This is a genomic window from Methylomonas sp. 11b (genome assembly GCF_000515215.1).
In the GTDB taxonomy this organism is placed as follows: Bacteria; Pseudomonadota; Gammaproteobacteria; order Methylococcales; family Methylomonadaceae; genus Methylomonas.
Window position 1 is genome coordinate 792939 of the sequence record NZ_KI911557.1, and the last position, 13831, is coordinate 806769.

Here is a 13831-nt window from a genome sequence, read left to right on the forward strand (position 1 = left end):
CATGGTTTGCCTGAGTTTAGAGTCAACGAAATGTATCGAAGTGTCTAGCGATACTGTCACAGCAAATTAAATCTTAACTATCAGCTGTGGTGCTAGTAAACTCGGTGAAGAATGGCAGTTTTCAGAAATCGGAATTCAATGCCAGCTTTCCGGCGATGAATCTGAAGAGTGGACCGTCAACACCCAACCCTAAGGCGACGATCAGCGGTAAATCTAAATTCTCTTCAAAGCCGACATTCAAATTCATAACGACAAAGCTATTGCGCGCCTTCCGACCAGTCAACGACTAACCAAAGGTCATCAAGCGCATTCGAATCAGATCGGATCTCGAATGTACCAAAGGGTTGAAACGGCGACTGGTCAAAGGCTGCTCCGTTAACAAGTTGGCTATTTCCAATAGCCTTGTTGTTGTGTATGAGCTCAACATCACCCGATGCGTCGCCGGTGAAGAAAATGTGGATTCGTTTCGCCGGTTGAGTCATCTTTTCTAAACGATAAGGAAAATGCTCTTTCCCAAGGTTAAACTTCAAATGCGCTTTACCATCTTCAGAGACTACACGTTGTTTGAATTTTGCCCATTCACTACCGAATTCATGCCGCATCGAAAAAACTCTCGCTGAACTATTCTTAAGCCAATTTTCAGCTGCTTGTTCGGCGCTCGCTCTGCTTCCTTCCGGCCTAGCGGTGTAACGAACTGTGATAATGACATCCGCTATAGTGTCGTAGTCGAACGGTCGTGGTTTCCCGAGAAGTTCGAGTGACCAGGAACTGATAGCCCCTGCATTTTCAAATGGTAGATATCGCTCATCTCGCAGATTAGTTTCGAACAGCCCGCTATCGCTCTGGGCTCCGCTGGTAATGATCGTCTTTACAGCAGCTGCGTATGGTATGAAGTTAGTTGTGTCATCCTGAGGGTTATTACCATATCCGCCCGACCCTTTGCGCACATAACTCTGAGTGAGTACCAATGCACAATTCACGCTGGCATAGGGCCCTACGACGCAGGGTATAGAGACCGCCACCGACTTGATGCGACGAAAGCTGTGGCCCGGGCAGTCCAGATCAAAAAGGGCTTCTGCTATTTCGAATTCACTGCGGCCTGACTGCCGCAGCTCGATGAGTTTTAGAGGGAACCAATCTCTGAGGCTTATGTGTTTCGTGATCTCATATTCACGTGTGTTGGCCTCGGCATAGGCCATCTCGAGTCGCTTCAGATCGAAATAGAGTTTTTCACCAGCAAACAGACCTTCTCTTCCGGCAAGATAGCTATTTTGAACGAACCTCAAATCCGAGTTTCCGACCTCATACTGAAGCGCATTTTCAGCTTTCTTGGCCACATCAAAAGCAAACTGAAAGCACTTCGCATGCAGGCTTTGCGCCTCGCGCTTCATCCAAAGGTAAAACTCTTCAGTGGTTGTTTTACGCCGGTCGCCCGACATTAGATTTTGTTCATTCGTCAGAAATTCCAAAACATCCTTAGATTGTTGAATTTGAGTGAGATGGTGTTCATGTTCGCGCTTGGCAATGTATTCTCGTAGTTCGGCAGATCGGTACTGCTTATAAATTTGTGTTAGTTCGCAAGCTGCGAGTTTTCGTTGAAACGCCCAATCTTGTTCACGACGCGAGTAGGAGCCCATTTTTCCGGCCAAATTTGCTTCATGGCTCAGACGCCCAGCAACGCCATTCGCAACGTCGGTTAATCCTCGCATGAATGCTCCTAGCTGCGTTCCTCCAAAATTGATTCCAACTCCAAGACCTAAAGGTTTTGCTGCCGCTTCTGCGTCGGGGATCATACTCAAAAATGCTCCGGTCGCCTGAATAGCCATAGCTACTTCTCGAACGATTTCGGTCGCTTCGAGGAGATCGATCTCATGCGCCTCCTCATCAGAAACTTTATGTCCGCCATCGCGAAAGCTTGAGCCAATCTGAACATTGGGATCATCTGCCGCAACGTCTGGTTCAACCAATGTTGAGGCACGCTGCTCAAACAGTTTACGATCAAATAACGGATAATCGGGTAGTTTAATTTGATTATTATCAGTGCCAAGCAGCCTGTCGTAATGCCGGAAGCGTTGGAAAGCCGTCTGAAGGTTGGCTTCGATTCCTTCTCGGTTTTTTATTGCTTCTTGCCATTGAGCGTATTTGACCGCTTCAACTAACCCGAGCATCCCTACCTCATGCCGGGCACGAAGCACACTCAGAGTTTCGCCATCTTTTTTCTCCAGGGCCGATAATATTTGGCCACCGAGCGATTTGACCTCCTGGGCCATTTCAAGCGCTTTCTGGAGAAGAAATTGGAAACGAACTGGAGATAAGGCGCCCGCAGAGCCGTCAATGATTGCCCCGATGTCCACGCCGGCTGCAATCGCCCGAGCAAGCATGGCGGGATCAATGGGCGGAGCAAATAATGGCAGTTGACGAAACACGCCTTGCAAATTGAGGCTGTTTCGGATTTTGAACAGCCGGTCACCCACCGTGTCCCAGTAACCGATATATTTCTCGTTTCTAGGAATACAGAAATACAGGCTGCGTCCCACGCTTTCCAGAACAGCATGTTCCGGCTTAGTTTCAGTAGCTTCTGCTGGGGGGAACAAATCGAAAGCAATTTCCGCTTCCAACGCAACCGCCGCGTTGCCAAATTCATCGAGTTGATTCCTGAGGCTTGCATAGGTTTGTTTTTTTACGGAACCGCGCCGGGGTATGGCTTGCGGACGCGGCCCCAAAATATTCGCGGCGAGAACGTAGATCTGCATCGCTTCATTAATGCTTTCGCGCGTATCCTGACGAAAGAGGGAATCTCCCCAGGCAATCAGATTATCGAGATACGCCATTACCGTGGCATACATATAGGCTGTGGGTCTTGTTCGAGCCACAAGGTGAGGTCGAAAGGGTTTATCGCGCCAGGCACCGATTGCTCTAACTGTTGCATCGCGTGCCACGGCATTGTCACCGGTGGCCAAATTAAACATCACTTCTTCTATAAGTTCGACTTCATCAATTCTGAAAGGCTTGAATTTCCAAAAACGCTTTGGTCCAAGCGCCGGATTAGAATTATCGAGTGGATCGAATATATGATGAAACCACCGTTGCGCTTCTGCGTACCTGCCGTTCTTGCCAAGATTAAGTGCAATTGTGAAAGGCAAGTGATAAAAAACCTCCCAGTTGTATACCGCATAGGCACCAGCTTGGTAGTCGAAATCGAGGTCGTCGACGGGTAAACCTTCATCTTCCAGGGCCGAGTCCGCCTTGCGTAGTGCCAAGACAGCAACGGGTGAATTTTGAAGGAGGGCCGGATCAATTTCAGGGATGGGACTACTGGCACCGTAATCCCTCATGAAATAGGTACGCCTCAAGTCAACATCGGTGTCGAGCTTTTCGAGTCCATCAATGTCGTTCAAAATCAGCTCAGCCATGAGTTTCTGGGCGTAAGGGTGTGTGTGGCCGGTAAATTTGTACAGTACACGCCGAGCATGGTGTACAGTGTGTTGATATTCGTGTTCGCTTTTTATTTTTGTCCAGTAACCCAAAGATGCTTTGTAGGAATCGATATACCCGTGGAAATAGCGACTTTTCATCTGAGTACCCCTTTTAAATTGAATTCCCTGATGGTGCGAACAAGAGCAGGCTGAAGTCCTTCACTCACGTTGGCTACCATCGACGGGGATATTGTCTTTGCTAACTGAAGGGAATTTGCATCAAACGCTTCTGAGTGAGCTAATGGACTAATCGTTCCTTTTGGTGTCCGAATGACCGTACGCGCATCGAATAAAAATTTACTTACATTAAGAGGTATCTTAATAATACTGGCGGTGCTCGGCGCAATATCAACCGCATTGGGAATGATGATATGCAATGGAATATAAATTTTCGGTTCGACGTATTCGCTAGTGGTAACGATCCAATCAGTCCATTCATGGACAGTAGTTTCAACAACATAGGGCTCTACGAAAAATGTGTGGTCTCTCGTTGAGGATTCATAGAAGAAGGGCGCGGCTAATGCTGCAAGCGAGTTGGGTGGAAATGGATTCTGTAGCCAATACACTCCGTGATGCCAGCTGCCGTCATTCCAATATAACTCCTGGGGATTACCATTTTCATCGAAATACACCACATGTTGCGTTTGCATTGCTTCAAATGAATAGCCCGCCAGATTGGAGCCTGCCTTTGGGGCTGAAGTAACGGTATTAGTTAGAATATGCTCATGCCAGCCGTTCAGCCACCAAAGCTCAACTACTTGATCGTTTTCACCTCGATAAACAACATGATGTTCTGAAAATCCCTCTGTAGCGTAACCGACAGGATCACCCTTTGCCTTCGTCGAGTTCGCACCAATGGGATTGTAATTCCACAAATCTGAATTTCCCCACAACTCGTGAATTCGGTCGTCGATCCCACGATAGACCACATGATGTGTCCCGTGACTTTGAAATGTATAGGCTGCTGGATTAGAACGGGGCGCTGGTTTGACGACGCCGACTATTGATTCGGTAATGTTTTTATGTGACCAATTTTGTCCATAAAAATCACTTTGAAGCTCGTGAATGTCACCGTCATCACCAAGATAAATTATATGGCGACTCAAAATGGTTGTGATACCGGACTCGGTTTTCGTTACAACAAACCCAGTCGGATCACTGTTTATCTTGGGAATCCCTGGTAACAGCTCTTTCGTATCCCAGTTACCCAAGGGTGACCTAAGCGTGACAAGCAATCTTTCGTCCTTGGTTCTAAACACTATTCCACGCTGAGGGAGAAATACTCCTCCGTAAGGTTTACCCTCTGGATGCCCGTCTGGATTTGACGCTTGATAAACAGTTTCCGCTTGCCAGCCTGTTCCCATCTGTTCATTGTCGTCCATGATTGAATCAAGTTGAGACCAAACTAGCTCGTATACCTTCGTGGCTCCAGCATATGCAATGCAAATCATGCCACGATCATCGATGGCGTAGCCGTAGGGGTCGCTTACTGCGGGCTCGATGTCGACAGTTGGATCAGCCCTTTCAGCATCTGCACTTGGTGTCTGATAAAACCATCCATTTCTTGTCCAGAAGAGATCGTAGATGCTGCCATCACTGGAGCGATATACCACATGCTGGGCGTTCTGCGGTCCAAAAATAAAGCCGCTCGGCCTCCCTACTCCAGACGGCGGAATTTGAGATGGAACGGGGAGAGTATCGTTGCTAGGCACAAGTAGTTTAAAGTCGCCGCCTCGTTCCAGAATGGTGTAGCTGCCACTTTTGACGTCATTACTCCCGGTTTGCGAGTTCTGCTCCACCGCGGAAACGAACTGGGCTTGTAAGGAATTAGAACCTTTCCATTTCGAGCCAGTTTTTTTAATATTGGCAAATGGCGGCGAGGGAGGAGCGTCTGCCGATAGAATTGAGGCTGGAGGGGCCAGCTTGCTGTAGAACCGGAAACGATGCCCCTTGCCTTCGTTGTGTTTAATATGAATTTCGAGGTCGTCATCCTCTATACCTTTAGCGTTTTGTATTAACACTGCACGTACGAAAAAAGCTTCCTTATCGCTATCAGTCGTGGCTTTTAATCCGTCGAAATCCGTCTCTACGAACCCAGAAATCGACGATCGGTTCACCCACTTACCACTAATTTTTTCAACCCAGTGAAGTTGAACTTTAACCTTAGTTGTCGAGCGCAACTTGCTGGCTTCAACCGAATCTGCGCTCGGTTTGAATGTTGTCGGGGTATTTGGATTCTCTTTAGTCTCCTCAAAAAACGCAGTCCAAAATAAATACATCCTCCCCCGCCACAAAGTAAGCACCAGATGCGCGCCTTCAATTCCGACATCAATGGGCTCCCATGGCGTCCACATACCGTGGCTGACCTGACGATAAAAATACTTGTGCGGCCCATGTGGCGTACGTCCTAGTACGTGTATGATTGAACTGTCGGCACTGGGGCCTGGCTCAAAATACATGGTCAGCATTTCAAGCCGCGCAATCTGTTCGAGACCTTTCAGATAGTCGAACAAAGCGGTTCGAACGAGGTCATCATTGACGTCTCCCTCCAAAAGTTTGCCTTCCAGCTCCCTAAAGATGTGGCTTTTATCATCCCGAAATTCCGGATCGAGCCAATTCTCTGGCCAAATAAACATTTTACGGTTGACTTCCCAAACGCGGTATCGACGCACCCATTCCCATCGCTTGGCATCGATTATTTGTGGATCAACGCCTTCAGGCTCGAGATTCATTAAGCAGCGTTGAACGAAAAGCTGCACTGACGAAATTGCCGCCTGAATTCGAGATGCCACTACAACTGGCTCCATGCCTGGATCAAGCAACAGATATTCAAATAGCTTTTCGGGCGTGTCGCCATACTTCGGTTTTTCACCCTCCATCACGTGTGTGAGATGTGAGACCAAAGCGTCGCGCTGCTTCTTTCTTAAAGAGTCGTAGATCGGTTTAACCAATCGCCGCCAAGCTGAAGGGCTATACCGTCCTTTAAGGGACGAGCGAACCTTGCGCGCTACCACATCGTCGATAGGTGCACTCGCGAACTGAACGACATCGGCGGGTTTTAGACCGATGCGGGTAAAGCACTTGAGCGACTCGATCGTCCTGCGTAAAGCGGCTGGATCAGCTAGAGCCGGAACCTCAAAAGTTTCCGACCTAATTGTTTTTGCGCCGATCGCATAGAGTGCGGGTTCTAACCAAGCCACTTTAAGACCTGTTAGCGCGGCCACCGCTTCGTGTAATACCTTCTCTCTGTCAGCAATGGGGTGATCGGTGTCCAACGGCGGCCTAGCGGCCGAAAGAACCGCCAAGATTCGTTCGCTTCGGCCAAATTCTTTCCGCACGGCGGCAAGTTCGAGCCAAACAGATAATCTACTTCTGATTTCTCGGGCTTTAGCATCGGATGTAACCTCTTCAATCGGCAAATCATTCAAATTCAGCGCCTGCGAAACACCTCTGAGGTAAGAAAGTTCAGTGTCTGTGATTTCTAGTGACTTCAGGAGATCAAGTGTCGCTCGAAGACGCCGCAGGGAAGCCGTGATTCGACCAGGCTCACTAAAACCATTTTCTATAAGTGGTTTTCCGGTTTCATCCAATAACGTATTGCTGAGTAGGTTGCTGATGAGCCCATCCGGTGCCGTGAGCTGAGCCGCCAATGTCTGGACGAGTAACAGGTTTTGTTTATCGACCAGGATCTTTTGTTGCTGCAGGTCAGGAGAACCTTCATGCGACAAGGCTAGAATTGCAATACGAGCAGGGTCGTTATCAGGACTGGGTTCATCGGCAATGCCACGGTAACGGCAAACTCGCTCAATGAACGCAATTTCAACACCCGTTTCCCGTATAAGATCCAACTCCTTTACAAATGCCAGAGTTTCGTTCCAGGGAATGTCTTTGGTAACTTCGGTCAATGGAGCCGTGTCAATGGCAGACAATGGCTTTCGTTCCGAGAGGCTCAACAATGCTAAGAGTTCAGTAATTGAAACCTCAAGTCCACGCGCCAAAATTGCATGACGCATCAGTATTGAAAGGTTTGCGATCGACAGATTTCTATTGTTTACGCCTGCCGCATTCAAAATCGGCTCAATCTCGTCTTCTGAAAGTTGAAGGGCTTGGCGAATTCCATCCACATGATCAGCAATTGGAACGGTTTCAGTCAGCACATGTCCCAAGCGTTTCTTGAATACCTCGTGATCCAAAACAGCCCGCCCCATGAACAAGCGCTCATATAGGCACGAGATCCCAGTCGTTGGTATATCGCTCCAAAAAACCAGGATCTCTTCCCGCGTCACCCGATCTTCAAAGCTTTCCCTAATTTCCTCGACATGCGCGAGATAGCAGAGCGCCGTTTTTATCGCATCCGGCCAAGTTTTGACGGTTAACGAAGACACCGAGGGCATTACCGCCATCAAAGCACGATCTAGTTCGTGGATATCCCAACCCAGCTTTTTATATAAGCGCACGAAAGCATTCAGTTTAAGAAACCTGAGTGATAACTCCCCTTCAACATAGCTGGGTTCCTGATCGAAGGCCAAACTTGTTAAAGAAAAGTCGCAACCGACGCTCGGTGATTGCAAGAGTAAGGTTGAGCGCCGAATATCGCCTGTTCGCATAAATCGAAGTTCATCGACCTGAATGCCTTGAGCAGATAACGATGCTTCCAGCTCGCTTCGGCTGGCGGGGCTCAACGGTGTGCCTTCGCCGAAATATCGATCGAGCAAATGAGCATCAACACCCAGCCTATTTAACGAGATCAGGACCTCGATTTCGGGATTGATGAAACGTGTTCGGATCAACTCGACTAGCTCCTCGTAGCTCACACCCAAGCGTCTGGCCAGCGTCTTCGCGTTGCGAAGCCCTTTTTCGGAGGGCCGAGTAACACCGTCGACTGTCTCCGTTGCAACAAGTGCATCAGCCGCGGACGTGTAGCCAAACAGCAAATACCATTCATCGCTTTTGGTTAGCGCTGAAATATCCGCCGGCGAAAACCCGAGCCGCTCGAACCAGACATCCATCCAGCCGTCAGCGCGTGCCGCCGCAGAGGCGGAGAGCGAAGATGGACGAACTAAAAGTTCGCGTAACCGCCACAACGGGATGCCAAGCTGATTCAAAAACGTACGGACCATTTCAATCGGTAAATCAAATGGAAGCGTAATCGGATATACCAGATCGCGAAGACCGGGCTTGCCCTTATCCCCAACGTATGCACTCCAAAGAATATTTTGCGGTTCTGCTAACAAGTCCTGACTTGAAGCTTCCCCGACATCGTAAGCCTCTATTTCAGGCGCCGACTGATCGGCCATCATCAACTGCTCGAGTATTTCATTAATAAGGTCGATGTGCGGGAGCGCAACGTTGGTGTTTTCACAAGTCAGTGCGATATTTTTGATATCCGGACGACGCGCGTTCAAAGCGTCGAACGGCTTGCTTTTGGTGTAATCGACGCCAATACGTACTTTATAAGCACCTTTAATGGTTGCCCAAGCCTCTTCATCCGGGTCGATGAAAGCGAGCAAATCGACAAGATAGGCAGCAGGGCTCAACACGGATTGACACTGATTGCATTCGCAGTAGTCGACGGAGCCAAATAACGTCTCGAGTGTTGGGAAAAGCCCTGCAAGCTTCTTCCGTGTAGCAACTATTTGATCGTCCCGCTTACTAGTGTCATCCGGGCTTGATCCGGGTGCATAAGAAACGGTATTGAGGCGTTTCAGCCCGTCAAACACGTTGAATACCGTTGCGGCCTGCTGTTTTGCCTTCCAATAGATACTTTTTCTGATGTCCAAATCGCCCGCTTTAGGTTGGGTACGGAAAAAAATTCGGATCCGTTCATGGAAGGCATCAAAATCGTGTCTCGCAATTTCTGTTGCCGACGAAAAACCGGCCGCCATGAGGGCATTCATGGACTCATCGTCTGGGCTAACGCTATACAAGGAAGATAATTTGCGAACCGTGGCAAGCGCACTTTCCTGCATTTCCGGAGCAATCTCTTTCCATACTGCCGAACTATTGCTCGCGATAAAATTGCTTAATGGCGTCTTGCCCAAACGAAATCCCAGGTTGGTCGCGTTTTTCAAAAACCGACCAACATTGTCTGCGTCAGGAACTGCATCCATTTTTGCGGTCGCGATACGATCCACAGTCACTGCGTGCGTATCCATTTGTCGTACCCGCCGAGACAGTTCGGAGGCATAGGCATCGACCCTCTGTTCTAATGACTGTCCGATGATTACGGATGGCACAAGCCCACTGAGCTTATTCTCATCCCCCGAAGATAGTTCGTTCAATAGATCCTTCCATTTGCTTTCTTCGTAGTAGCCAAGCTCAATCAATTCTAGAATGCTTGCCGAGATCTTTGTATTGAGGTTCGCAGATAGCTCCGCATTATTGAACGTCAAATAGGCGAGTTTTCCCTGAATTTGTAGCCGTTCTAAACCGGCATCCGATACACCGACAGCTTTGGCTCGTTCCCAGATATTTTTAGTTGCCTCTTCTTTAATGACACTTGTGAATAAAGCCTTGTCAGCATCGGATAATTGCGCGGAGCTGACAAAATCCTTTGGTGCCGATACCGCACCAGATATTCGATTGTTGAATTTGAAGTTCCCCGCAAACTCTCGAAATGCAGCAATGTTGCTGTCGATGCTTGCGGCGTCCACCATTCCGGCTGCGGATGCTCGTCTCAATACATTTGCTACGGTCTCCGTCCGCAATTGGGCCAATTTGCGTGGATCCATCGGAAGACCTGAACGAGCCATCGCATACAAACCTTCGGCTGGAACATTAATATGATCGGATAGGCTAAAAGCCGTTGACGCGAGGGCTAGCGCCCCAGGGTCCCAGCCAGTCTTGCCGGCAAGGAAACTGAAATCCGTTCGGCCGTCTCGCTCAATCGCATTTTTGAAGCCGATCATCTTCTCACCCGCATGCGGGGCAACTGCTTCCGTTAACCGCTTGAATTCAGCGGCTAGTGGCTGAACGGCGCTCGGCGCAATCAAGTCGATTCTTTCATCCGCCGCCAAATCAAACTTGGTTGCGGAAAGTTGTACCTCGCGATTATTGCTATCGATCGCATGAATTTCCAGGTTCGAAGCGCCAGATAAGACAGTGCTGTATTCCCCCGATTCTGTCGTTTCGATATTTCCAGCGACCAATGTCAACTCCCCGCCCAGCCCTCGTTGATAGAAATTGAGTTTCACCTTGCTGGCTGGAAGACCATGCTCGAGGACAATACTGCCGCTCACGACTTGGGTAGGCGAAGATGAAACACCACCGCCCGGCGACGGATTCGTTGGTGGTGAATTGGGAATCATGACATCAGGAATCCGCACAGAACCTAAGGCTGCTGCAGAATTTGCCGCTGAGATACCAGTGACTAATGTCGAACCAATGCCGACATTGCCAGCAGCGATTCCGGAAGGCATAGTATTAGTGGTAACAGCAGACTCGGCTATTGCCACTGTGCTTGGTTGCTTGGCAATAGCGGCCGCCGTCGCCGCATCTACCTGCCCAGTTGTTGGCAATTGATTGCGCGTTTGAATTTCTAAAACTGCATTGCGAGTGGCTGGGCCGAAAAAACCGCGTCCTGCTTCAGATTGGGGAATCGTCAATCCCTGAGACAGAAGGGTTTGATGTAAAGCGGAAACATCGTTCCCCATCATGCCAACTTTTATGATTTTTTCAGCCATGCCGCTCTCCAGCTATTGTTATGAGTTACCTTTACCAGCAGCCTGTGTAGTATCTATCTTGAGCCGCACGATGGCTTGGTTTTCCCGTATCCTCGGCACGAATGCCTCAACAATCCTAGCCTTATAGATAGTCTCCGTTGTCGTTACTGCCGGTAATAAGGCGAAGTTCGGATGTTGATCCCCACTGCCAGCCGTTACGCAATCAATGGTGGGACCATCCAGTGAGGCGATGAGCGCTTCGTCTCTTGGTAAGGTGGTAGTCCGATGAATATGACCACCGATTAGAGTGGGTTCGATCCGATCCTTGGGTAGAACCAGCGAGCCTTGGGTGGGCCGATATAACTCCTCCCAAAGCCCTTCACCCAGAACAAGATGGTAAGTGGTGTAATAACCCCGCGTCTCAAGCTGCAAGACCGCTTGGTATACGGCAGCCACTAAACCCTCGTTAAGCGCGGGGCCTTTCACTAAGATTGGGTTCTCATTACCGTTGTTTAAATCCTTTTCCGCTTGTATAGCGGCTTGGCGGAGACTTACCGGCACTGGGTTCGTAACAGCTTTACCGGGATCAACACCTGGTGGTTTTAATTTACTAGGGTCGTCATTCTGTTCTAAACCGACGAAAAACAGGAAATCGTGCCAACGAGCCAGTGCACTGGCGGCACGCGTAATGGTAGTAACGATGCGATTTTGCATGGCCGTTTCGCCCGTTAGCATTTCGCCGCTTAGGTTACCGAACTCATTCATCTGGGCCAGGGTGAAGTTACAAATTGCAAAGGGCTCGAATAAGTTTAGGGTTTCATTGTCGATGACAATTCGCTCACCGTAGTCGAATCGATTACTGGGAATCGTTCGGGTCATCTGATCGATCATTGTGTGCGGCGCAAAATGACCCGCTATGGAATTCATCGCGAATCGTTCTCGAACGATTTTCATCGCCAGATTCATATGTTCTTGGTCCCAATTAATCGTCATGTCCATGTTCATCTCCTATTTAGTGTCTAGATCAAAGTTTCTACAGTCTTTACATCTGCGGTCATCCCCATCTGCTCGATTCGTTCAATAGTGTTTTCCTCATTAGTATGTGAAAGAAGTCTTTCGGCATAGATTTACAAATTCACCTCTCAGTATTAGTAAGATTACCGGATACCTATCCTTACTTTGCCAGTAGCCCAGAACATTCCTGCAATCGCTCAATACCGCCGAATTTCTGCAGTTGCTCTCCTCCAATCCGGTCGATATTGGCGGTATCGAATTTCTGACCGGGTTGGGCGGTGTTGGGGAACAGCAGGTAGACCACGTCGCGGTTGCCGATGCCTTTGCGGGCGCGGCGGACGCCGAAGCGGTCCATGAAGGGATCATTCCCGAGCGCCTGGTGCAGGGCGACGGAGCCTTCGCCGAGTTTGTTTTTGGGGCCGGTGCGCCGATGACGAAAAAGGCCGATTTACCATTGGAGCGCCGGTAGGCCACGCCGAAGTCGCCCAGCTTCGGCCCGGGGTTACCGGAACGTTGCCAGTTACCGGGGATAACCGCGAAGTTGACGGTGTTGGAATCCAGTTGCGCCTGCGGGGTGCGCAGATTTTCGCCGGGCTGGTGCAATGCGGTGGTCGAGACGAAGTAACCGGCCTTGGGGTCGGTTGGGCCTTGAATGATGGGAATGCCTTTGGCATCGGTGGCCATCGCGAAAAAGCAGATTTTGGTCGGTCCCTTGAAGTGTTCGGCTTTGGCTTGATTGAAGTCGGTCAGGCACTTGGGCTTCCAGGTGCAGTTGGCGCCGACGCTGACGCCGTTGCAGATATGGGTAATGCCGATGTCGTCCGGGTGGTAGGAATCCGGTGCGCCGTCGGTATTAACCTGCATTTGCGAGGCGAAGGCGATGGCTTTGGTATCGGGGTCGCTGAATACCTTAAGCTCGCCGATTTCTTCGTGGGTAAAGGTGAATTTGGGGCTAAGCGAGCAATCAGCCAGTGCCGCGCCGGTTGCAAAGCAGCCAGCCCATAAGGTAAAGATTCCCGTCAGCACGCTCCTATAAGATAAGTTCTTCATCGTCTTTACCCCTGGTCATTGTTGCTCATTATTCCGTCTGGTCCGATAGTGGCCTTGCCGTACCGCTCGCCAAAATCCTCACCGTTACCACTAGCCGCTGTGCCTGCCCAATTCGGCTGATAAACACCATTTTTGACGTACCGGTGAAAAGTCGAATGCGGCCAATCGATGACTCGTGATAGAAACCCGTGCTTTACCGGGTTCCAATGCACGTAATCCATGTGCCGTGGATAATCCGTTTCATCGCGAATCAGATGTTCCCAATATCGACGTTGCCAAATCCCCCGTTCGCCTTTGGCTAATCGACTGGTATTGATGCGTTCGTTTTTTGGGATTTGCCGGGAAAACCCCGCTTTGATCAACATCCATCGGGTCGGATAATCGCAATCGTCTTGTGGAAAGGTAAAAATGGCATGCAGATGATCCGGCAGAATGACCATCGCATCGATGTGAAACGGATGTGTCGTTTTCACCTTGTTGATTACCATGCGTAATTGGTCCATATAATCCACCAGTAAGGTTCGCTTTCGTCCCGCCAGATTCACCGTAACGAAATACGTTCCACCTTTAATATCCGCGCGCCGATATCGCATGTATGACCATCCATACAAAACCACCTCAACGTAGGTT

Annotated in this window: 5 protein-coding genes; all 5 read right to left on the bottom strand. The window is 49.4% G+C overall.

Going from position 1 to position 13831, the window contains the following annotated elements; all coding sequences use genetic code 11:
- Positions 1-257: 257 nt before the first annotated feature.
- The 5 genes from METH11B_RS0103900 to METH11B_RS0103925 all read right to left on the bottom strand — a co-directional run bounded on the left by METH11B_RS0103900 (position 258) and on the right by METH11B_RS0103925 (position 13794).
- Entirely contained in the window at positions 258-3575 is a 3318-nt protein-coding gene (locus METH11B_RS0103900; RefSeq protein WP_026600884.1) for a hypothetical protein, read from the bottom strand.
- Positions 3572-11158 (bottom strand): neuraminidase-like domain-containing protein, encoded by a 7587-nt coding sequence (locus METH11B_RS0103905; protein ID WP_026600885.1) that lies wholly within the window; start codon positions 11156-11158, stop codon positions 3572-3574. Before METH11B_RS0103905 ends, METH11B_RS0103900 begins: the two co-directional genes overlap by 4 nt.
- An 18-nt stretch (positions 11159-11176) precedes the next feature.
- The gene (locus METH11B_RS0103910; protein ID WP_026600886.1) at positions 11177-12136 is read right to left on the bottom strand and encodes an encapsulin; all 960 of its coding nucleotides are present in this window, start codon (positions 12134-12136) and stop codon (positions 11177-11179) included.
- A 96-nt stretch (positions 12137-12232) separates the two neighbouring features.
- Positions 12233-13201, bottom strand: a complete 969-nt coding sequence (locus METH11B_RS29700; protein WP_231499578.1) for a hypothetical protein — start codon at positions 13199-13201, stop codon at positions 12233-12235.
- Between the two features lie 5 nt (positions 13202-13206).
- Positions 13207-13794 (bottom strand): REP-associated tyrosine transposase, encoded by a 588-nt coding sequence (locus METH11B_RS0103925; RefSeq protein WP_026600889.1) that lies wholly within the window; start codon positions 13792-13794, stop codon positions 13207-13209.
- Positions 13795-13831 lie beyond the last annotated feature (37 nt).

Coding starts and splice junctions, on each gene's coding strand:
- METH11B_RS0103900 (WP_026600884.1), bottom strand. CDS start 3,575: ATGAAAAGTCGCTATTTCCACGGGTATATCGATTCCTACAAAGCATCT.
- METH11B_RS0103905 (WP_026600885.1), bottom strand. CDS start 11,158: ATGGCTGAAAAAATCATAAAAGTTGGCATGATGGGGAACGATGTTTCC.
- METH11B_RS0103910 (WP_026600886.1), bottom strand. CDS start 12,136: ATGGACATGACGATTAATTGGGACCAAGAACATATGAATCTGGCGATG.
- METH11B_RS29700 (WP_231499578.1), bottom strand. CDS start 13,201: ATGAAGAACTTATCTTATAGGAGCGTGCTGACGGGAATCTTTACCTTA.
- METH11B_RS0103925 (WP_026600889.1), bottom strand. CDS start 13,794: ATGCGATATCGGCGCGCGGATATTAAAGGTGGAACGTATTTCGTTACG.